Here is a 22,914-nt window from a genome sequence, read left to right on the forward strand (position 1 = left end):
GGGGTTAAGCCTGCAGGAGCGGATTTATTCGCGATGTTTTTTTGGCCAACAAAGTCCCCGCCGGCTCTAGGTCCGAGAGCCGCCATGCGTTAGCATCCCTCTCCGATATGCCGCATCGGCCAGTACGGCCGTGCCAACAATAAGATTCGCTACTTTTCTTGCTAGGGGACCTGGTGATGATCAAGAAATACCTTTCGCGACTGCTGGTCGGTGTCACCGCCCTGGTCGCGGTGACTGCGGCCCAGGCGGGTGCCATCGATGACGCGGTCAAGCGCGGCACCCTGCGGGTAGGCATGGACCCGACCTACATGCCGTTCCAGATGACCAACAAGCGTGGCGAGATCATCGGCTTCGAAGTCGATATCCTCAAAGCCATGGCCAAGTCCATGGGTGTCAAGTTCGAGCCAGTCTCCACCGCCTACGACGGCATCATCCCGGCCCTGCTGACCGACAAGTTCGACATGATCGGCAGCGGCATGACCCTGACCCAGGAACGCAACCTGCGCCTGAACTTCAGCGAACCTTTCATCGTGGTCGGCCAGACCCTGCTGATCCGCAAGGAACTGGCAGGCGAGATCAAGTCGTACAAGGACCTGAACAACGAAAAGTACCGCCTGACTTCCAAGCTCGGTACCACCGGCGAAATGGTTGCCAAGAAGCTGATCGCCAAAGCCAAGTACCATGGCTACGACAACGAGCAGGAAGCGGTGATGGACGTGGTCAACGGCAAGGCTGACGCCTTCGTCTATGACGCGCCATACAACGTCGTGGCCGTGGAGAAAGCCGGTGCCGGCAAGCTGCTGTTCCTCGAAGAACCCTTCACCTATGAGCCGCTGGCCTTCGGCCTGAAGAAAGGCGACTACGACAGCATCAACTTCATCAACAACTTCCTGCACCAGATCAAGAACGACGGGACCTACGATCGTATTCACGACAAGTGGTTCAAGAACAAGGACTGGCTGAAGGAAATGGAATAAGGCCCAGGCCACAAGCCCGGCTTTATGACCCCGACGCGCAGGCAAACCCTGCGCGTTCGCATTTACGGAAGTACCCCACGTGATCAAACACAAGAAAGCCCAGTGGCCCTGGCATGGCCTGACCGCTCTGGTCCTGGTGGGCCTGGCGTTCAGCCTGTACCTGGCCACCTCGATGATTTCCTACGAGTGGCGCTGGAACCGCGTACCGCAGTACTTCGCCTACAAGGCCGAGGAGGCACAGCGCGCCGCCGGTTACGGTACCGTGCAGGATATCGTCATCTCAGGCGATAGCGCTCGCGTCACGCTGAAGGACGAGAACGGTGACGAGCAGGTGCTCGACGTGGCCAAGGACAGTCTGCAGCTGGCCCGTGGCGATGATGTCGCCGAAGGTGACCAGATCGGCGTTACCCGCCACTGGGCCGCCGGCCCGCTGACCTGGGGCCTGTGGACCACCCTGTGGATTTCGGTGGTGTCCGGTGCCCTGGGCCTGGTCATCGGCCTGTTCGCCGGCCTCTGCCGCCTGTCCAGCAACCCGACTTTGCATGACCTGTCGACGGTCTATGTCGAACTGGTACGCGGTACCCCGCTGCTGGTCCAGATTTTCATTTTCTACTTCTTCATCGGCACCGTGCTCAACCTGTCCCGCGAGTTTGCCGGGGTGGCCGCGCTGGCGCTGTTCACTGGCGCCTATGTGGCCGAGATCGTGCGCGCCGGTGTGCAATCCATTGCCAAGGGCCAGAACGAAGCCGCCCGCTCGCTGGGCCTGAATGCGGGCCAGTCGATGCGTCATGTGATCCTGCCGCAGGCGTTCAAACGTGTGCTGCCGCCGTTGGCCGGACAGTTCATCAGCCTGGTCAAGGACACCTCGCTGGTCTCGGTGATCGCTATCACCGAACTGACCAAGAGTGGCCGCGAGGCCATCACCACCTCGTTCTCGACCTTCGAGATCTGGTTCTGCGTGGCAGGCCTGTACCTGCTGATCAACCTGCCGCTGTCGCACCTGGCCAGCCGGCTCGAGCGGAGGCTTGCGCAAAGTGATTGAAGTCCGTGACCTGCTGAAAGTCTTCGACACCCGTGGCCACGTGGTGCGCGCTGTGGATAACGTCACCACCCAGGTCGCCAAGGGCGAAGTGGTGGTGGTGCTCGGCCCGTCGGGCTCGGGCAAGTCGACCTTCCTGCGCTGCCTCAACGGCCTGGAGCATTTCGACCAGGGCCATGTGGCCATCGACGGCCTGCAACTGGCTGACCCGAAGACCGACATCAACGCCTACCGCCGCGAAGTCGGCATGGTGTTCCAGCACTTCAACCTGTTCCCGCACATGACCGTGCTGGAAAACCTGTGTCTGGCGCAGAAGGTGGTGCGCAAGCGCAACAAGGCTGAGCGCGAGGCCAAGGCCCGGGCGCTGCTGGAGAAAGTCGGCATTGCGCAGAAGGCCAACGAATACCCGTCACGCCTGTCCGGCGGCCAACAGCAGCGGGTGGCGATTGCCCGTGCCCTGGCCATGGACCCGAAAGTGATGCTGTTCGACGAGCCGACTTCGGCACTGGACCCGGAAATGGTCGGCGAGGTGCTGGACGTGATGAAGACCCTCGCCCAGGAGGGCATGACCATGGTCTGCGTCACCCATGAAATGGGCTTTGCCCGTGAAGTGGCGGACCGCGTGCTGTTCTTCGACCATGGCAAGTTGCTGGAGGACTCGCCGCCAGCGGCATTCTTCGCAGCGCCGAAGGACCCGCGCGCGCAGGCCTTCCTGCGCCAGGTGCTGTAATCACTGGGGGCGCTTTGCGCCCCCAGTGTAGTGAAGGGCTGCAGAGCAGCCCCGGCAATCTCAAATGCTGAACCGCCTCACCATCTCCCGCAGCTGCTGCCCCAACTGTTCCAGTTCCCCGCTCGAAGCCGCCGTCTGCTCACTGGCTGCGCTGGTCTGATCCGACACATCCCGCACATTCAGCACACTACGGTTGATCTGTTCGGCAACCACGCTCTGTTCTTCACTGGCCGTGGCGATCTGCTGGTTCATGCCCTGGATGCTCGACACCGTGTCGGTAATCTGGCTTAACGCATGCCCGGCCCTGCGGCTCAGTTCCACGCTTTGCTCGGTCAGGTTCTTGCTGTTGTCGAGCAGGCGGGTCACTTCGTCGGTACCGTTGTGCAAGCTGTCGATCAGTTGGCCAATTTCTTCGGTCGCTGTCGATGTGCGCTGAGCCAGGCCACGGACCTCGTCGGCAACCACGGCGAAGCCGCGCCCGGCTTCACCGGCCCGCGCCGCTTCGATCGCTGCGTTCAGGGCCAGTAGGTTGGTCTGTTCGGACACCGACTTGATCACATCGAGGATGCTGCCGATGCGTTGGCTCTCGCCTGCCAGGTGCTGCATGGCTGCCAGGCAATGGTCCATCTGCCCGGCCAGCTGTTCGATACGGCCGATGGCCTCGGCCACTACCTGGTCACCCATCTGTGCCTGCTGGTCGGCATTGGTCGCGGCCAGTGAGGCCTGTTCGGCATTCTGCGCGACCTCTTGCACCGTGGCGCTCATCTGGTTCATGGCGGTGGCCACCTGGTCGGTTTCCTCGCGCTGCTGGTTGATGCGCAGCTTGGTATCCTCGCTGCTGGTGGCCAGCTCCGCGGCAGCCTGGGACAACTGGCCGACACCCTGGTCGATGCCGCCGATCAGCTCGCGCAGGCTCAAGGTCATGTCGCGCATGCTGCTTTGCAACTGGCCCATTTCGTCACGGCGGTGCACCGCTTCGACCTGGCTCAGGTCGCCTTTGGCAATGCGCGCGGCCACAGCCAGCGTCTGGCGCAGGGGCTGGGTAATCTGCAGGGTGATCAGCCAGCCGGCCAGTACCCCTACCACCAGTGCCAGCAGTGCCACACTGGTCAGCAACGAGCGGGCGGCGAGAGCCTCGCTGTCGCGTTGTTCGACCTTGCGCTTGCCCAGCTCCAGGCTCACGGCACGCAATTCGTCGCCCATTGTTTCCAGGCTGTTCTGTAATTGCTCGACGCGCACGGCGGTGCGGCGGTACTGGTCCAGGCTGGCGCGGTATTTGGCCAGTTCGGCCCCAGGCTGTTCGGTCAGGGCGCGGGGCAAGCCCAGTGGGGCAAGGCCTCTGAGCAATTGTTCAAGGCTGCTGTCAGCGGCGTCCAGGGCGCTGTTTCCAACCTTGGCGAAGTCCTCTACGGGGGAAAAGGTGTAAGCCGGCACCAGGCTCTGCTGGTTGGCACCGTCGATATGCCGGCTTACCGTGTCCATCAAGCCGAGTACGCCTCTTTGCTGGCTGTCCGCGCCCATCCTCAGCAAGGCCTGGGTCTGCAGTTCGTCGATCGCGTCGTTGAGTTTCTGCTCCTGGGCCTGCATGGCCTGGCGCAGGGCAATACGATTGGCGACGCTGCGTTGCAGTTCGCTGAAATCGTCACGCAGGCGCTGCAGCAATGCCAGCTTTTCGCTGAGTATCTGTCGTGATTCATCGACGTTGCTGCGTTGCTGCAGGGTGGTCAGCATGTTGTTCAGCTGGTCGAGGATGCTGGTTATCTGCGATCGGCTGGTGTCATCGTTGAGAACGCGGTAGGTGATGCGCTCTGCGCGCAGGTCTTTGGTCAGATCGTTGATCAGGCCTATCTCGCTGAGTTGCTGCGAGCGCACGATAGCGCCATCCAGCGCGCGCCAGCCGCTGATCGTAGTAGCCAGGGTAAGCAGCAGCACCACGGCAAAGCCGAGGGCCAACTTGGCACCGACACTGATGTTGCCGAGCTTGCGGTTGAGGTAGCCGAGCATGGTGAGTCTCCGTGCAATTGGGGAGGGGGCGCAGGCGAATTGCCAGCACCACACCTCTGCCAATCGGCAGCGGAGTTGTAGGACTTGACCTGATAATCAGGTAGGAAATTTCACTGCAACAGGTAGGAATGCTCACCCTGTGCTGGCCTCTTCGCCGGTTAGCCCGCGAAGAAACCAGTACAGGTGACCCATTTTCAGATCAAAGCCTGAACCGCCCCACCAACCCCTGCAGGTGGGTACCCAGCCGCGCCAGCTCCACGCTCGAGCTGGCCGTCTCTTCACTGGCAGCCGAAGTCTGGTCGGAAATGTCCCGCACATTCATCACGCTGCGGTTGATTTCCTCGGCCACGGCTGTCTGCTCTTCCGCCGCCGTGGCGATCTGCTGGTTCATTGCCTGGATCGACGACACGGTGCGGGTGATGGTTTCCAGCGAGGTGCCGGCGCGGCGGGTCAGTTCGACGCTGCTATCGGTCAACTGGCGGCTGCTGTCCATCACGCTGGCCACACGCTGGGTGCCGCTCTGCAGGCCCGCGATCAGTTCTTCGATTTCCTCGGTGGATTGCTGCGTTCGCTGGGCCAGGCTGCGTACCTCATCGGCAACCACGGCAAAGCCACGCCCGGCCTCGCCGGCACGGGCGGCCTCGATCGCCGCGTTGAGGGCCAGCAGGTTGGTTTGCTGGGCCACCGACTTGATTACATCAAGCACACTGCCGATCTTGTCGCTCTCGGCCTTGAGCTGGTTCATCGCTTCGCTGGAATTGACCACTTCGCCCGCCAGGCGCTCGATCTGCGCCACCGCTTCGCCTACCACGCGGTCACCTTCGCGGGCCTGCTGGTCGGCCATCAATGCGGCTTCCGAGGCTTGCTCGGCGTTGCGTGCCACTTCGTGCACGGTGGCGGTCATCTGGTTCATGGCGGTCGCCACCTGATCGGTCTCGACCTTCTGGTTATTGACTCCGGCACTGGTCTGTTCGGTTACCGCCGACAATTCTTCGGCGGCGCTGGCGATCTGCGTGACACCATCGCCGATGCCGCCGATCAGTTCGCGCAGGCCCTGGGTCATGCGCTGCATGCTGGCCTGCAATTGGCCGAGTTCGTCGCGGCGTTGTACCTGCTGTTGCTGAGTCAGATCGCCACTGGCCACGCGTTCGGCAGCATGCAGGGTCTGGCGCAGCGGGATGATGATCTGCCGGGAAATGGTCCAGGCCGCCAGCAGGCCCAAGGCCAAGGCCAGCGCAGTGGCCAATGCGAGCAGGCGCTTGGCCTGGGCGGCGCCAGCATCGCGTACCTCTGTTTGCGAAGCGGTCATCGCCTGGCTGGTCTGCAACAACACAGTGCCGTGCGCGGCCATGCTTTGCAGGGCCTGTTCAGTGGCGGCCTGGGCAGTGCCAAACTGGGTAAGTGCATCGCGGTAACCGGCCATGGCGGTGGCGGCATCGTCCAGGCTGGCGGCATGTTCAGCAGGCACCTTGGCCGGTAGGGCGCGCAGCTCGACCAGAGCCTGGTCAATGGCTTTCAACGCCGTCTGCTGGAAGTCGGCATTGCCGCTGTAGGTGTAGCCGCGCACCTGGAAGCGCGCCTGTTGCAGCAATGCGCTTACTTCCACTGCATGTTGATACTGGCTGATATCGCCACCCTGTTGCAGTGCGCGTTGCACTTTGCCGACCAGGTCCGCCGCCTTGTCGGCGGTGTCGCCAAGCACCCCGCGGCTGGCCTCGCGACGCTGGCCGGCCTGTTTCAGCTCGCTGAACACCTGCTGGTAGCCGCGCACAGCCTCACGCTGTTGTTCCAGCCGCTGGCGGTCGACAGGTTGCTCGATCTGCGTGAGCATCAGCTGCACCTGGCGGTCGAGATTGACCAAGGCTTTTTCCAGCTCCGCCACCGAGGCGTCGTCACGCTGGCGCTGGTATTGCTGGCGGGCGATGCGCAGTTCCTGGGTATATTGCTGGATGAGCGAGATGTTACCCAGCTTGTCGCCACGGTTGACGATGCTGTCCATGCCATACCAACCGGTCAGGGTAATGGCCAGGGTCAATAGCAGCACCAGGCCGAATCCCAGCCCCAGTTTGCGACTGACGCTCACGTTGCCCAACGATTGGGCGATCCATTGGTACATGTGAAACTCCCTGGCCGGCTTGGCAGCACGATATATGTTGTTGTTGCCAAGGCCATCGGCCAGGGGGAGGGAAACTTTATGGTTAGAAGTTGACTTGAGCGTCAGAATATCCGCGCGAGCAGCGCCGTCACGGCGGTCTCTACCCGCAGGATGCGCTCACCCAGCTGCACCGGCGCCAAACCGGCCTTGCCCAACAGCTCCACTTCGTAGGGGATCCAGCCGCCCTCCGGGCCGATGGCCAGGGTCACGGCTTGCTCCACGGCACGCGGACAGGCGGGGTAGGGGCCAGGGTGACCGACCAGGCCCAGGGTGCCTGCGGCGATGGACGGCAGGCGGTCCTCGACGAACGGTTTGAAGCGCTTCTCGATTATCACCTCCGGAAGCACGGTGTCGCGCGCTTGTTCCAGGCCGAGGATGAGGTTTTCGCGGACGCTGTCGGGGTGCAGGAAGGGCGTTTGCCAGAAGCTTTTCTCGACCTTGTAGCTGTTTACCAGGATCAATCGCGGTACGCCTAGGGTGGCCACGGTCTGGAACAGCCGACGCAGCATTTTCGGCCGAGGTACGGCGAGCACCAGGGTCAGCGGCAGCTTGGCCGGTGGTTGCTGGTCGAAGGCGACTTCCAGTTCGGCCTGGTGGGTTTCCAGGCGCAACACGGTGGCCTTGCCCATCAGGCCGTTGATACGGCCAACGCGCAGAGTATCACCCACCGCCACACGGTGGATCTCCTGCATGTGGGTGAAGCGCCGGTCAGCAAGAACGACGCGGTCGGCCGAGACGAAGTCGGCCTCTTCAAGGAGCAACAGGTTCACGGTTGGGTCGCTGGTGGCTGGTCGTTATGGTCGTTGGCGGCGTTGGCTTCGCTGCGCTTGCGGATCAGGCTGCCGCAGAGCACACCGATCTCGAACAACAACCACATGGGGACCGCCAGCAGGGTCTGGGAGAATATGTCCGGCGGGGTGAGGACCATGCCGACCACGAAACAGCCGATGATCACGTAGGGGCGAATCTTCTTCAGGTACTTCACGTCGACCACGCCGATCCACACCAGCAGTACCACCGCCACCGGGATCTCGAAGGCCACGCCGAAGGCGAAGAACAGCGTCATCACGAAGTCCAGGTAGCTGGCGATGTCGGTCATCATCGACACGCCTTCTGGCGTGGCGCTGGCGAAGAAACCGAAGATCAGCGGGAACACCAGGAAATAGGCGAAGGCCATGCCGGCGTAGAACAACAGGATGCTCGACACCAGCAGCGGGATGGCGATGCGCTTTTCATGACGGTACAGCCCGGGTGCAATGAACCCCCAGATCTGCTGCAGGATGAACGGGATCGCCAGGAACAGCGAAACGATCATGGTCAGCTTGAACGGCGTCAGGAACGGCGAGGCCACGTCGGTGGCGATCATTGTGGCATTGGCCGGCAAATGTTCGCGCAGCGGTGCGGAAACCAGGGTGTAGATCTGCTGGGCGAAGGAAAACAGCCCGGCAAAGATCAGGAAAATGACGGCAACGCAGCGCAACAGGCGTGTGCGCAGTTCGGTCAGGTGCGATACCAGAGGCATCGGCTGGTCGTGTTCCGGGTTCTCGCTCATGGGGCTCGCGGCGGTTGGGGCGGTTCGGAAGGTGTCGCCGGGGCGGCAGTTGGGTCGACCGGCCGGGCTTCGAGCCCCGCAGGGGGCTGCACGGTTGCAGTGGTGACGGGTGGCTGCGCCGGTGGTGTCATCGGGTTGAGGATGCGCTTGGCTTCTTCTTCCATCTGCAGGATGTGTTCGTTGTGCAGCTGGCGACGGATTTCGTCGGCGCCGATTTCGCGCTCCACTTCCATCTTGATGCTATTGAAGCTGCGCTTGAGCCGGCCGATCCACAGGCCAGCCGTGCGCGCGGCACCGGGCAGGCGCTCGGGGCCGAGCACCAGCAGGGCGACCAGGCCGACGAGCAGCAGCTCGCTGAAACTGATGCCGAACATCAGTCAGTCTTTCCGCTGCGGCTCTTGGACCGGCTGGGCCTGGCCTTCGATGGTGTGGCCCTGGTTCTGCTGGGCGGTGTTCTGCATTGGCGGAACGGGCTGGGCTGGCGGCGGGGTGTGCTCGGCCGGCTTGTTTTCTTCCTCGCTCATGGCCTTGCGGAAGCCCTTGATCGACTCGCCCAGGTCACTGCCGAAGTTCTTCAGCTTCTTGGTGCCGAACACCAGGACCACGACGACCAGCAGGACGATCCAGTGTTTCCAGTCAAAGATACCCATTTCGTACTCCTGAAAATTACAGGTACAGCGAATTGTCCTGGCAGTGCATCGCGCCCTGCCTGGATTCCATCAGGCAGACGGCTGGCGTGCTGCCTTCTCATCGTGCCCGGACAGCCCGAAACGGCGTTCCAGTTCATCCAGCACGGCTTGCGGATGTTGGCCCAGTGCGCTGAGCATCACCAGGCTATGAAACCACAGGTCGGCGGTTTCGTAGATGACATCGCTGTAATCCTTGCTGACCGCGGCGTCCTTGGCGGCAATGATTGTCTCGACCGATTCCTCGCCGAGCTTCTCGAGAATCTTGTTCAGGCCCTTGTGGTAAAGGCTGGCCACGTAGGAGCTGTCGGGCGCCGCCTGCTTGCGTTCTTCAAGCACTTCGGCCAGGCGATTGAGGGTGTCGCTCATGTCAGTGTCCTGCGCTGTAAATGGCATCCGGGTCCTTCAGGACCGGGTCGACGGTTTTCCACTGGCCGTCTTCGAAAACACGGTAGAAGCAGCTTTCACGGCCGGTATGGCAGGCGATATGGCCCAGTTGCTCGACCATCAGGATGATCACGTCGGCATCGCAGTCCAGGCGCATTTCATGCAGCTTCTGCACATGCCCGGACTCCTCGCCCTTGCGCCACAGCTTGCCACGCGAACGCGACCAGTAGATGGCACGCTGTTCGGCGGCGGTCAGGGCCAGCGATTCGCGGTTCATCCAGGCCATCATCAGCACACGTCCGGTCTTGTGGTCCTGGGCGATCGCCGGTACCAGGCCCTCGCTGTTCCACTTGATCTCGTCCAGCCAGTCTTTCATCGTCGACTCCAAAGCGGGCCCGCTCCTGTGCCGGGCCCTTTGCGCTAGTGTGCCAGCCATGGGCGCGGCTGGCTATTGGCGCACGATCAGGTAAAGGCCAGCGGCCAGCATCAGCCACGCCGGCCAGGCACTCGGGGCGGCCAGGCTGGCGGCCTCGGCGGCACCCGTGGCCAGCACCGCGCCGCCACCCAGCAGGCCGGCACCCAGCAGGCGCAGCGGCCAGCGGTCGCCCTGGCGGCGACGTTCCGGCAGTTGCGGATCGTGCAGGTGCGGTTGCGACAGGCGTTCGAGCACGTCGCGGGCCATGTCGGCCAGGTGCGGCAGCTGTTCGACCTGGCTGTGGATGTTGCCAAGCACGGCTTTCGGGCTCATGCGGTCGCGCATCCAGCGTTCGAGGAACGGCTTGGCGGTGCTCCACAAGTCCAGGTCGGGGTACAACTGGCGGCCCAGGCCTTCGATGTTGAGCAGGGTCTTCTGCAGCAGCACCAGTTGCGGCTGCACTTCCATGTTGAACCGCCGGGCGGTCTGGAACAGGCGCATCAGCACCTGGCCGAAGGAAATATCCTTTAACGGTTTTTCGAAGATCGGCTCGCACACGGTGCGGATGGCGGCCTCGAATTCGTTGACCTTGGTATGTGCCGGTACCCAGCCAGAGTCGATGTGCAGCTGTGCGACGCGGCGGTAGTCACGCTTGAAGAAAGCGATCAGGTTGCGTGCCAGGTAGTCCTGGTCCTCGTCCGTCAGGCTGCCGACGATGCCGCAGTCGATGGCGATGTATTGCGGGCTCCAGGGGCGGACCGTGCTGACGAAGATGTTGCCGGGGTGCATGTCGGCATGGAAGAAGCTGTCGCGGAAAACCTGGGTGAAGAACACTTCCACACCGCGCTCGGCGAGCATCTTCATGTCGGTACGCTGATCGGCGAGGGTCGCCATGTCGGTTACCGGGACGCCGTAGATGCGCTCCATCACCAGGACCTTCGGCCGGCACCAGTCCCAATACACCTGTGGCACATACATCAGTTCGGAGCCTTCGAAATTGCGCCGTAGCTGGCTGGCGTTGGCCGCTTCGCGCAACAGGTCGAGTTCGTCGTAGATGGTTTTTTCGTAGTCACTGACGATTTCCACCGGGTGCAGGCGGCGGGCGTCGGCAGAGGCGCGCTCGGCGCCTTTGGCGATCAGGAACAGCCAGGCAATATCAGCGGCGATTACCGGCTTGAGGCCTGGCCGGACCACCTTGACCACGACCTCTTCGCCGCTTTTCAGACGGGCTGCATGAACCTGGGCCACCGAGGCGGAAGCCAGCGGCTCCACGTCGAAGCGGCTGAAGACCTCACCCACCTTGGCGCCGAGCTGTTCCTCGATCAGCGCCACGGCCTGTTGCGGGTCGAATGGCGGTACCCGGTCTTGCAGCAGCATCAGCTCGTCGGCGATGTCGGTTGGCAGCAGGTCGCGGCGGGTGGACAGCAACTGGCCGAACTTGATGAAAATGGGGCCCAGGTCCTGCAGGGCCAGGCGCAGGCGTGCGCCACGGTTGAGCTCGGACGGCTTGCGTGGCAGCCAGCGCCATGGCATCAGCAGACGCAGGCTCATCAGCCACCACGGCAGCGGGTAGTCGAACAGCAGGTCATCCAGCCGGTACCGGATGACTACGCGCTGGATGCGAAAAAGACGGCGGACGGCGAGCAGCTTCATGCGTTATCGCTGGTATCAAGGGATTGGGAGAGGCGCTTGATGCGCGCCTCGAGGCGTTCTGTCTCAAGCTTGAGGGCATCGAGTTCGCTGAAGGCGGCTTCGGCTTCGCGCTTGCCAACCAGGGTGCGGGACTCTTCGGCCAGGTATTCGGAGAGGTTCTGGCTGAAGCGCGCGAAGCCCTGACGGGTCCAGCGTGCACGCAGGCGGACGTGGCCTGCGAGCATGGCCGTGGCGACCGGGCCGAGCCAGCGCTGCAGCTCGTGTTCCCAGTCCAGCTCCAGGTCCTGCAGCACCCCGAACAGGTCGAGCAGCACGGCACTATCGCCATGCAGTTCGACCTGCGGGCTGTGCAGCACGGCAGTCTTGTCCTTGGCCAGGGCCAGGTGCGCCAGGCTGCCGGCCGGGGCGCGCAAGCTGCAATCGACATCGCCTTCCCAGTGGGCGGCCAGCATCAGGCCTTCTTCATCGGGCAGAATGAACACCTGCAGGGCCGGTTGGCGGCAGTCGATCTCGATGACCTTGCCTTCCAGCGCGGCCAGCCGCGGCAGGGCCGTGCTGTCCATGCGCAGGATGCGGTTCAGGCCATGTTCGACGCTGGCGAGCAGCCCGGCCAGCAGCATCAGGGCTTGATTCCCCGGTGCACGGCGACGATGCCGCTGGTCATGTTGTGATAAGTGACGCGGTCGAAACCGGCCTCGATCATCATGGCCTTGAGGGTTTCCTGGTCGGGGTGCATGCGGATCGACTCGGCGAGGTAACGGTAGCTGTCCGCATCGTTGGTGATCAGTTTGCCGGCCAGTGGCATGAAGGCGAACGAGTAGGCGTCGTAGGCCTTGGACATCAGCTTGTTGGTCGGTTTGGAGAACTCCAGCACCAGCAGACGGCCGCCCGGCTTGAGTACACGCAGCATCGAGCGGATCGCTTCGTCCTTGTGGGTGACGTTGCGCAGGCCGAAGGCGATGGTGACGCAGTCGAAATAGTTGTCCGGAAACGGCAGTTTCTCGGCATCGGCCTGGACGAATTCGATGTTGCCGGCCACGCCACGGTCGAGCAGGCGGTCACGGCCGACCTTGAGCATCGATTCGTTGATGTCGGCGAGCACCACCTGCCCGGTCGGGCCGACCAGCCGCGAGAACTTGGCAGCCAGGTCGCCGGTACCGCCGGCGATGTCCAGCACGCGGTTGCCGGCGCGTACGCCCGACAGCTCGATGGTGAAGCGCTTCCACAGGCGGTGCATGCCGCCGGAAAGCACGTCGTTCATCAGGTCGTACTTGGCCGCCACCGAGTGGAACACTTCGGCGACTTTCTTCGCCTTCTGGCTTTCAGGGACGTCCTGGTAACCGAAATGGGTGGTGGGTTCGGCTTGGTCGCCTTTGCGCTGGTCGTTCATATCGCTTCACCGGAAAAAATTACCGCCATTCTAGGGCGAACGGGCGGATTTGTCTTGGCGGGGTGTGCCAGTGGGCAGGGGCGGGCATAATGCCTATTATGTCTTCATCTTCAGGAACACCTGCATGACTCAGATCAGCGTCGAACGCAAACATTCCCTCGGCCGCGATGCCGCCCGTGCCAAGGCCGAAGCGCTGGTGGACAGGCTGGTGCGGGAATACGACCTCAAGGCGACCTGGAACGGCGACCGCGTCGATGTGGCGCGCAGCGGTGCCAACGGTAGCGTGCACATCGGTGAAGACAGCATCCGCGTGGAGCTGAAGCTGGGCATGATGTTGTCGATGATGAGCGGCACCATCAAGGGCGAGATCGAGCGGGCACTGGACAAGGCCCTGGCCTGAGGCCAGGGCTTTCGGCAGCAACGCCGGGTTGTCACTGGTCCGGGAACGGAATCAGGCCTTCTACCTGCTCCAGGCGCAAGTCGCCTCGGTAGATCTGCAAGCGCTCCGCCGTACTGCTGGCTTCTTCCATCCGCGCCTCGCGGGCCTTGCCTCTCGGCTCCCAGAATTTCAGGTGGCCTTTGACAAAGGCGCGGGCTGGTGCATCCGCGCTCCGATAGTGGAAGTGCGCTTCCCAGAGCACCGTCTGCGCTGCCTCGACGTCCCTGATCTGGTACACGTCGAGATAATCGTCGGGCTTGCTCAGCGCCTTGCGTATCGTGGTTCGGGCAATTTGCAGGCGGTGCTGCTCGCTGAGGTAGCGTAACGCCCGGGCGTCCGGGTGACGGGTGTTCAGGTAGGCATCAGTGAGCAGGCGGTGTTTTTCCGCCGTGACCGATTCAACGGCCTTGGCCAGTTCGTTGACCTGTTCGATGTCTTTGGGCTGGTCGCTGCTTGCCAGTTGCTGCGCAACCTCGCGCATATCCTCTATCTGCCAGTCCATCAGGTCGGACAGGCTGTTCGGCTCGTCGGTATAACGAGCGGCGACAGCCAGGCGTGTGTCCTTCTGAGCCAACAGGCTGGCTGCACGATGGCGCAGTTGTGTCGTGTCCGGCTGCATGGGTGGCTGCTGAACAGGCAGTTCCAACCACACGCCGTCCCGTTGTTCGTACTTGCCGGCGGGCTGTTGAGTGAGCGGGTTGTGCTGGATTGCCCGATTGCCCTCCCGCGCTTGCTCTACCAGTATCGAGCGGCCGCGAGACGTGCGTATCACTGTGCGTCTGCCCGCCCTGACCTGGTGGGTGACACGCGCTGGCAGCGGCGACGCGCTGGTGTCGATGCCGGTCAACGCCGCGCTCAGTTCGGCTTCGGTCAGGTGCACCAGGGCCTGGAGCTGCTTGACGTAGTCCGCAAGCATGGCCGAGTCGATGGCGGGGTGCTCGAATGATTGCAGATAACAGGCTTTACCCAATACGGCTCGATACTCGCGCAGTGCATCGCTGAGGATGTCAACCTGCTGCTGGTAGGGTAGGTTGGCCGCGGCCAGGCCATCGTGGCTCCACAGCATCGAGGACAAATGCGGGTCACTTAGAGCATCCTGCAATGGCAGCAGTTCGGCTGCGCTTTCAACGGTCAGCTGGCTTTTGTCCAGGGTCAGGTAAGCCATATCGCTGAGGACTTGCGCGCGTACGATCAGGGTTGAATTGGGGCGCAGCCTGATGGCTTGCTCGATTTTGCTTTTCTTGTGTTCGAAACGGACCCGGTCGTCATCCAGCGCAAGCGGCAGTGTCTCATCGAGCCGTTCGCTGACCACCAGAATACGGCGAGCGACATCGAGCGCATCGCGAGTTGCCTTGCGCAGCTCGGCATACCGCGACAGTTGCTCCTGCCCCACCGGGAACTTGTCCAGGCCATGGCCAAGCGCCCGGAGGCGCTCATGGTTCGGTAGCTCGTACAGGCGACGGAGCAGCAGCATGTCGTTTTCGATTGCGGCCCCGGTCCACTCGCCAAGCCTGCGTTCGTTGCCGCCAGCACGGTCGTATCTGGCAAAGCGGGGTTCGAGCATCTGCCTGAATGCTTCAACGCCTGCCTTCAGCGCATTGGCCTGCTTTTCCAGAAACAGGCTCACGCCCTTCAAGTCGAGCAAATGACGTTCGCGCATCGCCAACAGTTGCCGACGCTGCACCTGGAGATGCTCCGGCAGCGAGGCGCGCTGGGTTTCGGGTAGTGCCTGGTAAGCCACGTTGAATGCTGCTGCCAGGTCATCATAGGCCTGCAGCTTCTGGCGGCTTTTTTCCATGAGTGGTCCCAGCCTGGATAATTCCGTCTGGTTCGCCTTGGCGGTGGCGAGCAATTGCTCGTACGCCTGGCGGTTGTGCGAGCGGACCTGTGAAGTGTTGGGCATGCCACCTGCACCTGTGACGTTCAGTACCCACTCATCATTCCAGCGGGTCACCCACGGACCTCGGCTGCGTTGACGCCCGACGATGTGGTAGCCGTCGTCGGCACCGCCCCATTGCGCGACCCATTCACCGCTGCTTTCATCCGGGCCGATGATTTGCACGCCGCCCCAGGTCTGCTGCACTTCGAAGGCGATGCCTGCAAGTTTCACGTAGTACCGCTGGTCCACCTCGTACAACCCGCGCAACCGCCCCGTGCCCAGTGGCGTATGACCTTGCAGTGACTGCCTGGCTTGCAGCCTGGCCAGCGCCTGGAGCCTTTCCGGCGACAGGTTGGCCAGGCGCTGATTGGCACTCCAGCTGTCTACCCTGATGGGCGTTGGCCGTAGCTCGGTTGCGGGTTCTGCCCAGGGCTGCTCTTCTATCGACCCGGACGATCGCCCGGATGGTGTGTTGCGCTCGGCAGGTTCGCTCAAGCGCACTGTCACAGGTGCTTCAGTTGCGGAGGTGGCATGCGCCACGCGATGGGCCAGCAACATCGCCAGGTTGGTCAACAGGTCGGTTGCCGCCACGATCTGCTCATCGCGACCGCCATCGGCCAGTAGTGCCAGGTCATCCTTGGCTGCCGACAGCGCTGCAACCAGCCACGCCACATTGGCCAGCAGTCCGGAACAGAATACCGTTGCGGTATTGAACACTGCCCACGCCGCCGCTTTTGCCAAGGCCCATCGCTCCTGCGCGTTGGACACGCTGCCGGTGGCTGCGACGTGGAGGATGGCTTCGACCCTGGCGTCGAGCAGGTGGCTGTCGAGGTCGCCTGTCCAGGCCTCGAAGGAGGCATTCACTGGTCGCCTGAGATTGTCCAGCGCGGTAGCTGCCAGCGCCGCGTCCACGCCGAGCAGGTGCGCCAGGCCAGACAGTCGGGGGGGCAGGTGCGGGAAGTTGAAACCATCGTTTTCATAGACCTCGCGTGCTGCGTCCTCCAGCCAGTGCAGAACACTGCGCTGCAGCTCGCCCTCTTTGCGGATAGCAACCATCAGCAACGCCAGGCTGGCAAATTCCAGCAACGCCTGGTCGGCATAGAACGGTCGGTACAACATCCAGCTGTGCTGGCCCGGCAGTCCGATGATGAACATGCCATGCGCCCGATCGCTTGCCGAGGCCCCGGGCGCGCAGAGAAAGGCCAATGGGGCAATACGCGGCTGTTCGAGTCTATCGCCAATGCCTGCGCAGAAATTCAACAGTGCCCGGCGCGCGTTTTCGCTGAGCTGTTTGCTGATACTGGCCTTGAGCACACTGAAGCGTAGCGCGGAACGCCATTCCCAGGCGTACTGCCTGATCCGTTCCGCCCTGCGCGGCTGTGCCTCGACCTGGTCTCGCAGAAAACGCGGGTATGAGCCACCGACATCCACCTGGTGGATCAACGTGTGTACCTGTTCGATGCTCAGCCAGCTGTCAGCCGGGGCACTGACCCGGGTCATGACTTCGTGCGCTGGTAGGCGGGTGATCGCCAGGCTGGTCAGGCTCTCGTGGCGCAAAAACAGGTATTGCGGGTTTGGGGCCGACGTGTTCGGGATCTGTTGGGAGACGGCAATCAGCACTGTGTCAGGATCGTAGGCGGTTTTGTCGGGATATGTGGCCTGAATCTGTTCGCGTAGTCGGCGGTTGGCATAGCGCTCGATGGTCTCGATATCAGCAAGCGAGCTCGCGCCCCCGCTGTGTCCTTGACGGGCGGCGAGATCGAGCAGTGCGGCGTGGTATTCGAAGCGGTCTTCGGATGTGGCGTCTGCGAGCCAGTCTGGTAGCTGTATAGCAGGCAAACCTTCCACCAGGTAGGCCTGCTGCAGAAAGTGCAGCGATGGATCGCTGACCCGCGCATAGGCACCTTCCATTTCGCTGACTGTCTGCACGTGTGCAAGGGTTAGGCGGCGGATATCGTCGAGGACCACATTGAGCAGTTGTTTCGCCTGGTAGGCAAACGGGTCGCCTTCCAGTGCAGTACGCGACCAGGTCAAGCTGTCGAAGCGATAGCGCTCAGCCATTTCGGCCTGAAATGTGGCCGAGAATGCTGCCTGGTCGGGGTAGCTACGAATGATGCCGCAGGGTTTGCACCACAGCAGCAGTTGGCGAGCGCCGCGCGTTGTGCTCAGCAGCAGGTCCAGCAGTGGCCGTTCGAAGGTCTGCAGGCCAACGCCGAATTCGAGCCTGATGGCGCTGATCGTAATGCCGGTTCGGGCGCCATCGAGCATGGCGTACAACGTTGCTCGCTCATCTGCATCCAGGCCCTGGTACTGCACATTGTTGAGCATTGCAGCCTTGATCAGCAGTTCAAGCCAATGTAGGCGGGATACCCCCGAAAGCGGGTCCGAGCCGCTCCAGAAACCGACCTGAGCCTGCTGAAACGCCTCTGTCAGGGTATCCAGAAGGCCATCGAGATCACTGGACACCTTGTACATGTCCAGGGTTATGCCAGGCTGGGCGATGGCGTCGGCACCCTGTTCCTGGGCGACGAACACGTGCGGCGGACGGATGCTCAAAGCGTCCGAAGCCTTCAGCTGCAGGTGTGTGCCGGTACGGAAATGGTCCAGCAGTTCATCCAGCAGTAACGGTTGCCGGCCGGGTTCGTCTTGGCCGGCTGGGGCCCGCAGGATGTGGAAATCATCAAGCGATGTCAGCTGCGGATGATTGTTGCGGATGAAGGGGTAGCGATCGACAAGGGCGTTGAAGCCTTGCACGGACAATACCTGGCGCAGGCCCGGGCGCTGGGCAAAGCAGCTTGCTACCCGTTGTCTGAAAGTGGATAGGGGGGTGGAATCGGTCATGGCATCGGGCTCCGCTCTGGTGGGGCCCGGCAGGCTAGGCGATACGGCCATAGGTGCTGCGGTATATGTATGGGTACGCCGTGCAGCTTAGGGTGAGGTTTCTAATTTTTATCCCTACCTTGTGCTCAAGCCCAACCTCCATGGGCGGTTCCTCCCCACTCATGAGCATGAGGTACAGAGCATGGCCAAGGTGACTGTGAAAAAAAAGGACGACGCCCCGGGTACGCTGGGCGAGGTGCGTGGTTACGCACGCAAGATCTGGCTGGCGGGTATTGGCGCCTATGCACGCGTGGGCCAGGAAGGCTCCGACTATTTCAACGAGCTGGTCAAGGCGGGTGAAGGTGTCGAGAAACGTGGCAAGAAGCGTATCGACAAACAACTGGATGCGGCCAACAACCAGCTCGATGAAGCGACCCAGGCCGTTAGTCGCGTCCCAGGGCGGGTCGAAATTCAACTCGACAAAATCGAAAAAGCTTTCGACGCACGGGTAGGGCGCGCCTTGAATCGCCTGGGCATTCCGTCTAAACATGACGTTGAGGCGTTGTCCATCAAGCTTGAACAGCTGCATGAGCTGCTCGAGCGCGTCGCGCACAAACCATAAGGAGAGCAGGATGGCTGGCAAGAAGAACACCGAGAAAGAAGGCAGCTCCTGGGTCGGCGGGATCGAGAAGTACTCCCGCAAGATCTGGCTGGCGGGGCTGGGTATCTATTCGAAGATCGACCAGGACGGCCCGAAGCTGTTCGACTCGCTGGTAAAGGATGGCGAGAAGGCCGAGAAGCAGGCAAAGAAGACCGCTGAAGAGGTGGCGGAAACCGCCAAGTCGTCGACCAGCTCGCGCGTGTCTGGCGTCAAGGACCGTGCGTTGGGCAAGTGGAGCGAACTCGAAGAGGCTTTCGACAAGCGCCTGAACAGCGCCATCTCGCGCCTTGGCGTGCCGAGCCGCAACGAGATCAAGGCGCTGCACCAGCAGGTGGACAGCCTGACCAAGCAGATCGAGAAACTGACCGGTGCATCGGTCACGCCGGTTTCGTCGCGTGCTGCTGCCAAGCCGGCCACGAGCAAGGCAGCGGCCAAGCCACTGGCCAAGACAGCAGCGGCCAAGCCTGCTGCCAAAACCGCAGCGGCCAAGCCGGCGACCAGGACGGCAGCGGCAAAACCTGCAGCCAAGCCTGCGGCGAAACCGGCAGCGGCCAAGCCAGCGGCAGCGAAGAAGCCAGCGGTGAAAAAGGCACCGGCGAAACCGGCAGCCGCCAAACCGGCAGCGGCTACTACCAGTGCTGCGCCAGCTGCGACCGCCGCCCCGGCACCTGCCGCCGCGCCGGCCAGCAGCACGCCGTCGGCAGCCAATGGCAGCGGTACTCTGATCTGATACCGCGTCGCTTTCTTCGCGGGCTCGCCCGCTCCCACAGGTACCGTGCAGGGCTCACAAGCGGCGCTGCACCTGTGGGAGCGGGTTTGCTCGCGAAGGCCACGGCGCCATAACAACAGGCCTACTCCTCCAGATACCGCACTGCCAACTGCTCCGCCGCCGCCCGCGCCTGGGCCTGCAGATGCGGCGCCACCAGCATCATCACCTGATACACCACAATGCCCACGTCCCCCTCGCGCCCCAGCACTCGCTGATAATCCAGCGAGAACATCAGGGTCAGGGTGATCTGCTCCACCAGTTGCCCCAGCGCCTGGGTCTCGCTTTCGACCAGCCCCTGGCCCTTGAGGCTGGCCAGCAACGCTGCCAGCGTACGCTTGAGCGCGTTGATCAGGCTGCGCATACCGCGCGCCAGCTTGGGCAGGCGCCCGGTCAGGTTCGACAGGTCCTGGAACAGAAACCGGTACTGCGCCATGTGCTCGACAATCAGGTGCAAGAACAGCCAGTAGTCTTCGGCGTCCAGGCGTACCTCGAGCGGTGGGTCGAGCAAGGGCATCAGCGCCTCTTCGAAGCGCTCGAACAGGCTCAGTACCAAGGGCTCCTTGCCATGGAAGTGGTAATACAGGTTGCCAGGGCTGATGCCCATTTCGTTGGCGATCTCCAGGGTGGAAACGTTCGGCTCACCCTGCTGGTTGAACAGCTGCAAGGCACATTCGAGGATTCGGTCGCGAGTCTTCATTCCGTCGGCATGCTCATCGGGCCATCACGTAGGTACCCGGTGCGGGCCCCAGCGGTGGGTAGGTGGCATTGCCCAGCTCGCTGCGCGGTGCCTTGAGCGGGCCGGAGCGCGGGGTGATCCAGTCCAGCCACAACGGCCACCAGCTGCCTTCGCTGCGCTTGGCGTCGTGGAACCAGGCGCGCGGGTCGCCGGGCAGCTTGTGGTTCGCCAGGTAGTAGGCCTTGGGATTGCCGGGCGGGTTGATGATGCTCTGGATGTGCCCGCTGTTGGCCAGCACGAAGCGGCGCTCGCCGCCCAGCAGCAAGGCCGAGCGGTACACCGCGTCCCACGGGGTGATGTGGTCGTTGCTGCCGGCTACGGTGAAGCTGTCCAGGTCGACCTTGTGCAGGTCGATGGGCGTACCGCACACCTCCAGACCGGCCGGATGGGTCAGCGGGTTGAGCTTGAAGAAGTCCAGCAGGTCGCCATGCAGCGCAGCGGGCAGGCGCGTGCTGTCAGCGTTCCAGTAGAGGATGTCGAACGCCGGCGGCGTCTTGCCGAGCAAGTAGTTGTTGACCCAGTAATTCCAGATCAGGTCATTGGGCCGCATCCAGGCGAATATCCGTGCCACCTCGGCGCCATCCAGCACACCACGCTGGTAGGAGCGGCGCTTGGCGGCCTCGATGGTCTGCTCGTCGGCGAACAGGCTGGCGGGGCTTTCGAACTTGCTGTCCAGCAGGCTGACCAGATAGGTGGCGCTGCGCACCCGGCGTAGCTGATGCCTGGCCTGCAGGTGGCCTTGCAGCGCGGCCATGGTCAGGCCACCGGCGCAGGCGCCCATCAGGTTGGGGTCGCGATTGCCGCTGATGCTGCGGCAGGCGTTGAGCGCCTCCTCCAGCGCTTGCACGTAGCTGGACAAGCCCCATTCGCGGTGGCGCGGGTCGGGGTTGCGCCAGCTGATCATGAAGACCTGCAGGCCGCTCTTGAGCATGTATTGCACGAAGCTGTTGGTCGGGCTCAGGTCGAAGATATAGAACTTGTTGATTTGCGGCGGCACCACCAGCAGCGGTCGTGCATGTTGCTTTTCGCTCATCGGCTTGTACTGGATCAGCTCCAGCAAATCGTTGCGAAACACCACGGCGCCGGGCGTGGCGGCCAGGTTGCCGCCCACTTCAAAGGCGCGCTCGTCTACCTGGCGAGGCAGGCCGTCGTTGTGGCGCAGGTCGTCGAGCAGGTGGGCGACGCCGCGCACCAGGCTCTGCCCGCCGGTATTGAACAGCTCTTTGACCGCCAGCGGGTTGAGCAGTGAGTTGCTTGGCGCCAGGGCGTCGTTGATCAGGTTGAACAGAAAGTGCGCCCGCGCCCGGTCATCGTCGTCCAGATGGCTTTCCTCGATCCACAGGCGGGTCTGCTTCTGCCAGGCCAGGTAAGCCTGCAGGCCGCGGCGGTAGAACGGATTCTGGCTCCACGTCGGGTCGTTGAAGCGTGGGTCGCGCGGGTTCGGCTGGCAAGGCGTGTCGCCCAGCAGCACGCGACCCAGCTGGCCGCCCAGGGCCAATAGATGGTGGGCGGTATGCAGCGGGTGGCGCAGGCCGTGGCGGCTGACATTGCGCAACGTGGACAACAGGTCACGCCCGCGCAGGCCGAGGATGGCGTTCTGCACGTTCATGCGGGTGGCGGGAAGCGTTGGCGCTCCTTTGGCCGGTTTGTCTTTCATGGCAACACTCCCTCGTCTGACCCTTTCCGGCTGCTGACCTCTGCGAGCACGTGTTGGAAATCGCCCTCACGCACCCGGAGCCGGGCGTGGGTGCATGACAGCGCGCTGGCGCTCTTGCTGAAGGAAACTCATGATGATCGGGGCGACGGCTTCGGCCCGGGTGATCAGGAACAGATGACCGTCGTCGATAATGTGTAGCTGGGCATTGGGAATCCGCCAGGCCAGCAGGCGCATGTTGATCAGCGGGATCAGTGGATCGTCGTCACCGGCCAGCACCAGGGTTGGCTGCTGGATCTTGTGCAGCCAGTGGATGCTGGTCCAGCCGAGCCCGGCGAACAGCTGCCAGTAGTAACCCATCTTGCCCCCGGAGCGCACCTTGGCGGCATGCTGCATGGCCAGGTCCGGGTCGCGCCGGAAGCCGCCGCCATAGATCAACGGCGCAATGCGGATAACATGCGACGGCTGTACGTAGCGTCGCGGGCTGGCCATCATCCACAGCACCTTGGGCTTGCCTGGCACCATCACTGCACCGGCAGCGGTAGCGGCCAGCACCAGCTTCTTGCAACGCTCGGGGTAGTCGTGGGCGAACTGCTGGGCCAGGGCGCCACCCCAGGACACGCCGATGACGTTGACCTGGCCGTAGTCGAGGTAATCCAGCATCCGTGCCGTGAGCTTGGCCAGCCCGGGAAACCGGTACGGGTGACGAGGCGTTGACGAACCGCCGACCCCTGGTACATCGAAGGCGATGACTTCCAGGTCCGGGTCCAGTGCCTCGATGAACGGGAACACCAGCTCCAGGTTGGCGCCGATGCCGTTGAAGATAAGCAACGGCGTCAGGTGTGGCTTGCCCGGGCGGACGGCGGTACGGATGGACTGGTTATCCAGCTCGACAGTCCTGAAGATATAGGGTTGCGGCATGCGCATGACTCTTGGGTGAATGAACACCGTGGCGCCCTGACGGTGGC

The 22,914-nt window shown here is 62.9% G+C and carries 21 protein-coding genes and 2 pseudogenes; 6 read left to right on the forward strand and 17 right to left on the reverse strand.

Features of this window, described 5'->3' with window-relative positions:
• Positions 1-179: 179 nt before the first annotated feature.
• From HU760_RS02755 to HU760_RS02765, 3 genes are all read left to right on the forward strand, one after another.
• A complete protein-coding gene (locus tag HU760_RS02755; RefSeq protein ID WP_186672975.1) occupies positions 180-977 on the forward strand; it encodes a transporter substrate-binding domain-containing protein in 798 nt (265 codons plus the stop codon).
• Between the two features lie 79 nt (positions 978-1,056).
• Positions 1,057-2,019 (forward strand): amino acid ABC transporter permease, encoded by a 963-nt coding sequence (locus HU760_RS02760; RefSeq protein WP_186672305.1) that lies wholly within the window; start codon positions 1,057-1,059, stop codon positions 2,017-2,019.
• Positions 2,012-2,746, forward strand: coding sequence for an amino acid ABC transporter ATP-binding protein (locus HU760_RS02765; protein WP_170034317.1), 735 nt, complete (start codon positions 2,012-2,014; stop codon positions 2,744-2,746). Before HU760_RS02760 ends, HU760_RS02765 begins: the two co-directional genes overlap by 8 nt.
• A 60-nt stretch (positions 2,747-2,806) precedes the next feature.
• Here HU760_RS02765 and HU760_RS24620 read toward each other — a convergent pair whose 3' ends face one another.
• From HU760_RS24620 to ubiE, 13 genes and pseudogenes are all read right to left on the reverse strand, one after another.
• The gene (locus tag HU760_RS24620; RefSeq protein ID WP_437179849.1) at positions 2,807-3,700 is read right to left on the reverse strand and encodes a methyl-accepting chemotaxis protein; all 894 of its coding nucleotides are present in this window, start codon (positions 3,698-3,700) and stop codon (positions 2,807-2,809) included.
• 9 nt (positions 3,701-3,709) lie between these two features.
• Positions 3,710-4,750: pseudogene (locus HU760_RS24625) on the reverse strand (methyl-accepting chemotaxis protein); the annotation flags it as partial.
• A 199-nt stretch (positions 4,751-4,949) separates the two neighbouring features.
• Positions 4,950-5,822, reverse strand: a complete 873-nt coding sequence (locus HU760_RS24630; protein WP_437179850.1) for a methyl-accepting chemotaxis protein — start codon at positions 5,820-5,822, stop codon at positions 4,950-4,952.
• Positions 5,805-6,866 (reverse strand): annotated as a pseudogene (locus HU760_RS24635) (methyl-accepting chemotaxis protein); the annotation flags it as partial. The gene HU760_RS24630 and the pseudogene HU760_RS24635, both read right to left, overlap by 18 nt.
• A 101-nt stretch (positions 6,867-6,967) precedes the next feature.
• Positions 6,968-7,675 carry a 16S rRNA (uracil(1498)-N(3))-methyltransferase gene (locus tag HU760_RS02780; protein WP_186672312.1) on the reverse strand — a complete coding sequence of 236 codons (708 nt, stop codon included), beginning with the start codon at positions 7,673-7,675 and terminating at the stop codon, positions 6,968-6,970.
• On the reverse strand, positions 7,672-8,457 hold the full coding sequence (gene tatC / locus HU760_RS02785; protein ID WP_186672313.1) for a twin-arginine translocase subunit TatC: 786 nt from the start codon (positions 8,455-8,457) through the stop codon (positions 7,672-7,674). The genes HU760_RS02780 and tatC overlap by 4 nt, the downstream gene beginning before the upstream one ends.
• A complete protein-coding gene (gene tatB / locus HU760_RS02790; protein WP_186672314.1) occupies positions 8,454-8,831 on the reverse strand; it encodes a Sec-independent protein translocase protein TatB in 378 nt (125 codons plus the stop codon). Before tatB ends, tatC begins: the two co-directional genes overlap by 4 nt.
• A 3-nt stretch (positions 8,832-8,834) precedes the next feature.
• Entirely contained in the window at positions 8,835-9,107 is a 273-nt protein-coding gene (locus HU760_RS02795) for a twin-arginine translocase TatA/TatE family subunit (RefSeq protein ID WP_186672316.1), read from the reverse strand.
• 69 nt (positions 9,108-9,176) lie between these two features.
• On the reverse strand, positions 9,177-9,512 hold the full coding sequence (locus HU760_RS02800; protein WP_013974545.1) for a phosphoribosyl-ATP diphosphatase: 336 nt from the start codon (positions 9,510-9,512) through the stop codon (positions 9,177-9,179).
• Between the two features lies 1 nt (position 9,513).
• Positions 9,514-9,906 (reverse strand): phosphoribosyl-AMP cyclohydrolase, encoded by a 393-nt coding sequence (hisI, locus tag HU760_RS02805; RefSeq protein ID WP_013974544.1) that lies wholly within the window; start codon positions 9,904-9,906, stop codon positions 9,514-9,516.
• Between the two features lie 72 nt (positions 9,907-9,978).
• On the reverse strand, positions 9,979-11,598 hold the full coding sequence (gene ubiB, locus HU760_RS02810) for a ubiquinone biosynthesis regulatory protein kinase UbiB (RefSeq protein ID WP_186672323.1): 1,620 nt from the start codon (positions 11,596-11,598) through the stop codon (positions 9,979-9,981).
• Positions 11,595-12,218 (reverse strand): ubiquinone biosynthesis accessory factor UbiJ, encoded by a 624-nt coding sequence (locus tag HU760_RS02815; RefSeq protein ID WP_186672325.1) that lies wholly within the window; start codon positions 12,216-12,218, stop codon positions 11,595-11,597. Before HU760_RS02815 ends, ubiB begins: the two co-directional genes overlap by 4 nt.
• On the reverse strand, positions 12,218-12,988 hold the full coding sequence (gene ubiE / locus HU760_RS02820) for a bifunctional demethylmenaquinone methyltransferase/2-methoxy-6-polyprenyl-1,4-benzoquinol methylase UbiE (RefSeq protein ID WP_186672327.1): 771 nt from the start codon (positions 12,986-12,988) through the stop codon (positions 12,218-12,220). The genes HU760_RS02815 and ubiE overlap by 1 nt, the downstream gene beginning before the upstream one ends.
• Before the next feature lie 124 nt (positions 12,989-13,112).
• Here ubiE and HU760_RS02825 point away from each other — a divergent pair, with 124 nt between their 5' ends.
• The gene (locus HU760_RS02825) at positions 13,113-13,388 is read left to right on the forward strand and encodes a polyhydroxyalkanoic acid system family protein (protein ID WP_186672329.1); all 276 of its coding nucleotides are present in this window, start codon (positions 13,113-13,115) and stop codon (positions 13,386-13,388) included.
• 31 nt (positions 13,389-13,419) lie between these two features.
• Here HU760_RS02825 and HU760_RS02830 read toward each other — a convergent pair whose 3' ends face one another.
• Entirely contained in the window at positions 13,420-18,147 is a 4,728-nt protein-coding gene (locus HU760_RS02830) for a DUF6543 domain-containing protein (RefSeq protein ID WP_189665321.1), read from the reverse strand.
• Between the two features lie 181 nt (positions 18,148-18,328).
• Between HU760_RS02830 and HU760_RS02835 the strand changes: the two genes are divergently transcribed.
• Both HU760_RS02835 and HU760_RS02840 read left to right on the forward strand, forming a co-directional pair.
• A complete protein-coding gene (locus HU760_RS02835) occupies positions 18,329-18,748 on the forward strand; it encodes a phasin family protein (protein WP_186672331.1) in 420 nt (139 codons plus the stop codon).
• Positions 18,749-18,758: 10 nt separating this feature from the next.
• Positions 18,759-19,517 carry a phasin family protein gene (locus HU760_RS02840; protein WP_186672333.1) on the forward strand — a complete coding sequence of 253 codons (759 nt, stop codon included), beginning with the start codon at positions 18,759-18,761 and terminating at the stop codon, positions 19,515-19,517.
• A gap of 121 nt (positions 19,518-19,638) precedes the next feature.
• Here HU760_RS02840 and HU760_RS02845 read toward each other — a convergent pair whose 3' ends face one another.
• The 3 genes from HU760_RS02845 to phaZ all read right to left on the reverse strand — a co-directional run bounded on the left by HU760_RS02845 (position 19,639) and on the right by phaZ (position 22,867).
• Entirely contained in the window at positions 19,639-20,253 is a 615-nt protein-coding gene (locus HU760_RS02845) for a TetR/AcrR family transcriptional regulator (protein ID WP_186672335.1), read from the reverse strand.
• Positions 20,254-20,266: 13 nt separating this feature from the next.
• Positions 20,267-21,949, reverse strand: coding sequence for a class II poly(R)-hydroxyalkanoic acid synthase (gene phaC / locus HU760_RS02850; RefSeq protein WP_186672336.1), 1,683 nt, complete (start codon positions 21,947-21,949; stop codon positions 20,267-20,269).
• A gap of 66 nt (positions 21,950-22,015) precedes the next feature.
• A complete protein-coding gene (phaZ, locus tag HU760_RS02855) occupies positions 22,016-22,867 on the reverse strand; it encodes a poly(3-hydroxyalkanoate) depolymerase (protein ID WP_186672338.1) in 852 nt (283 codons plus the stop codon).
• Positions 22,868-22,914: the final 47 nt, after the last annotated feature.

Origin of the sequence: Pseudomonas oryzicola (assembly GCF_014269185.2) — a bacterium.
Taxonomy (GTDB): domain Bacteria; phylum Pseudomonadota; class Gammaproteobacteria; order Pseudomonadales; family Pseudomonadaceae; genus Aquipseudomonas; species Aquipseudomonas oryzicola.

Bases quoted from the DNA above. Each gene is read 5' to 3' on its own strand.
- HU760_RS24620 (WP_437179849.1), bottom strand. From the start codon at position 3,700: ATGGGCCAGTTGCAAAGCAGCATGCGCGACATGACCTTGAGCCTGCGC.
- HU760_RS24630 (WP_437179850.1), bottom strand. From the start codon at position 5,822: ATGCAGCGCATGACCCAGGGCCTGCGCGAACTGATCGGCGGCATCGGC.
- tatC (WP_186672313.1), bottom strand. From the start codon at position 8,457: ATGAGCGAGAACCCGGAACACGACCAGCCGATGCCTCTGGTATCGCAC.
- tatB (WP_186672314.1), bottom strand. From the start codon at position 8,831: ATGTTCGGCATCAGTTTCAGCGAGCTGCTGCTCGTCGGCCTGGTCGCC.
- HU760_RS02795 (WP_186672316.1), bottom strand. From the start codon at position 9,107: ATGGGTATCTTTGACTGGAAACACTGGATCGTCCTGCTGGTCGTCGTG.
- HU760_RS02800 (WP_013974545.1), bottom strand. From the start codon at position 9,512: ATGAGCGACACCCTCAATCGCCTGGCCGAAGTGCTTGAAGAACGCAAG.
- hisI (WP_013974544.1), bottom strand. From the start codon at position 9,906: ATGAAAGACTGGCTGGACGAGATCAAGTGGAACAGCGAGGGCCTGGTA.
- ubiB (WP_186672323.1), bottom strand. From the start codon at position 11,598: ATGAAGCTGCTCGCCGTCCGCCGTCTTTTTCGCATCCAGCGCGTAGTC.
- HU760_RS02815 (WP_186672325.1), bottom strand. From the start codon at position 12,218: ATGCTGCTGGCCGGGCTGCTCGCCAGCGTCGAACATGGCCTGAACCGC.
- ubiE (WP_186672327.1), bottom strand. From the start codon at position 12,988: ATGAACGACCAGCGCAAAGGCGACCAAGCCGAACCCACCACCCATTTC.
- HU760_RS02825 (WP_186672329.1), top strand. From the start codon at position 13,113: ATGACTCAGATCAGCGTCGAACGCAAACATTCCCTCGGCCGCGATGCC.
- HU760_RS02830 (WP_189665321.1), bottom strand. From the start codon at position 18,147: ATGACCGATTCCACCCCCCTATCCACTTTCAGACAACGGGTAGCAAGC.
- HU760_RS02835 (WP_186672331.1), top strand. From the start codon at position 18,329: ATGGCCAAGGTGACTGTGAAAAAAAAGGACGACGCCCCGGGTACGCTG.
- HU760_RS02840 (WP_186672333.1), top strand. From the start codon at position 18,759: ATGGCTGGCAAGAAGAACACCGAGAAAGAAGGCAGCTCCTGGGTCGGC.
- HU760_RS02845 (WP_186672335.1), bottom strand. From the start codon at position 20,253: ATGAAGACTCGCGACCGAATCCTCGAATGTGCCTTGCAGCTGTTCAAC.
- phaC (WP_186672336.1), bottom strand. From the start codon at position 21,949: ATGAAAGACAAACCGGCCAAAGGAGCGCCAACGCTTCCCGCCACCCGC.
- phaZ (WP_186672338.1), bottom strand. From the start codon at position 22,867: ATGCCGCAACCCTATATCTTCAGGACTGTCGAGCTGGATAACCAGTCC.